Annotated in this window: 1 protein-coding gene; it reads right to left on the reverse strand. The window is 66.4% G+C overall.

All coding sequences use genetic code 11. The features are described 5' to 3' along the window. Positions 1 to 5 precede the first annotated feature (5 nt). Entirely contained in the window at positions 6 to 1,121 is a 1,116-nt protein-coding gene (locus tag ACFQ4G_RS21865) for an ISAs1 family transposase (protein ID WP_379041109.1), read from the reverse strand. Positions 1,122 to 1,195: the final 74 nt, after the last annotated feature.

Genomic DNA, 1,195 nt, shown 5'->3' on the forward strand with positions numbered 1-1,195 from the left:
CAGGGCTATCGCATTTGAGCGATGATGGTCCTGGCGAAGGCGTCGGACCATCCGGCCCTGTTTCTTTTGCGCCGAATGGACAGGCCGGGGCGGGCCTGTTTGAGGACGTTGAGGGCGAGCTTTCGGAGGATGGCGAGGTTTTCCGGGCCGTGATCCTTGCGCGTGCGGGCGCGATCCTCGTCGAAGGCGGTGTCGAGGACCCAATGAAGGCTGTTCTCGATGTGCCAATGCGCTCTCACGGCGCTGGCGAAGCGTTCGGGGGTGAGGCGAGCCGAGGACAGACAATAGCGGGTCGCCGTGGTGGTCTGTCCGTCGCGCTCGACCGTGTTTGTGACCATGGCGAGGCTGGCCAGTCCCGGCATGGCGGGCTCCCCGGCGTAGCGGCGGTCGGAGAAGAGCCAGTCGACGCTGTGGGTGACGGCGTGGCGGCGGATCTCGATCCGACCGTGATCGGCATCGCTGGTCTCGTGCCAGGCCAGGCTGTCGGCGGGCGGATCGGCAAAGAACGCCTTCACGTCCGCGTGCAGGGCCGGGCGATTGCCCTTGAGCGCGAACAGGTAGTCGCCACCCCGCGCCAACACGGTCCGGGCGGTCTCGCTCTGGCAATGGATCGCGTCCGCCGTGACGAGCGCGCCGTTCAGGCTGAGCAGTTCGAGAAGCGCCCGGCCGGTGACGATCTCGTTGCTGCCGGCGGCGACCGCCTTCTGGCCGATCACCAGCTTGGCATCTGCCGCAAACGCGGTGACCACGTGAAGGGCGCTGGTGCCCGCGGCCCGGTCGAAGGAGCGGCGCAGGGTCTTGCCGTCGATGGCGACAACACCGCTCCCTTCCGACCCCAACACGTCCAGGAAGTGGCCGAACGCCGAGCACAGGGCGTGCGGATCGAGGAGACGGAACAGGCGCGAGAAGGTGTCGTGGCTCGGCAGTCCGTGCTCCAGGCGCAGGAACTCCCGGAACAACGCTTCGCGGTCCTCGGCAAAGTCGGCCATGTCCACGCAGGTCTGGCAGCCGCAGATCGACGCCACCAGCGCAATCGTCACAACATCCAGAAGGTCGTGACGTTGTGCGTTGCCGGTGCGGGGATCGGGGATCGTCCCGAGGATCGTGATCAGGCTCCGCATGCGATGCCCTCCAAAAGCCTCGCAGAAGCCCAATTCCCAAACCGGCGCTACATCAAATCCTCAAATGCGATTCC

This window comes from Methylobacterium marchantiae (genome assembly GCF_042679825.1).
In the GTDB taxonomy this organism is placed as follows: Bacteria; Pseudomonadota; Alphaproteobacteria; order Rhizobiales; family Beijerinckiaceae; genus Methylobacterium; species Methylobacterium marchantiae.

What these genes read in the sequence shown, in the direction of transcription:
- ACFQ4G_RS21865 (WP_379041109.1), bottom strand. Translation starts at nt 1,121, where the DNA reads ATGCGGAGCCTGATCACGATCCTCGGGACGATCCCCGATCCCCGCACC.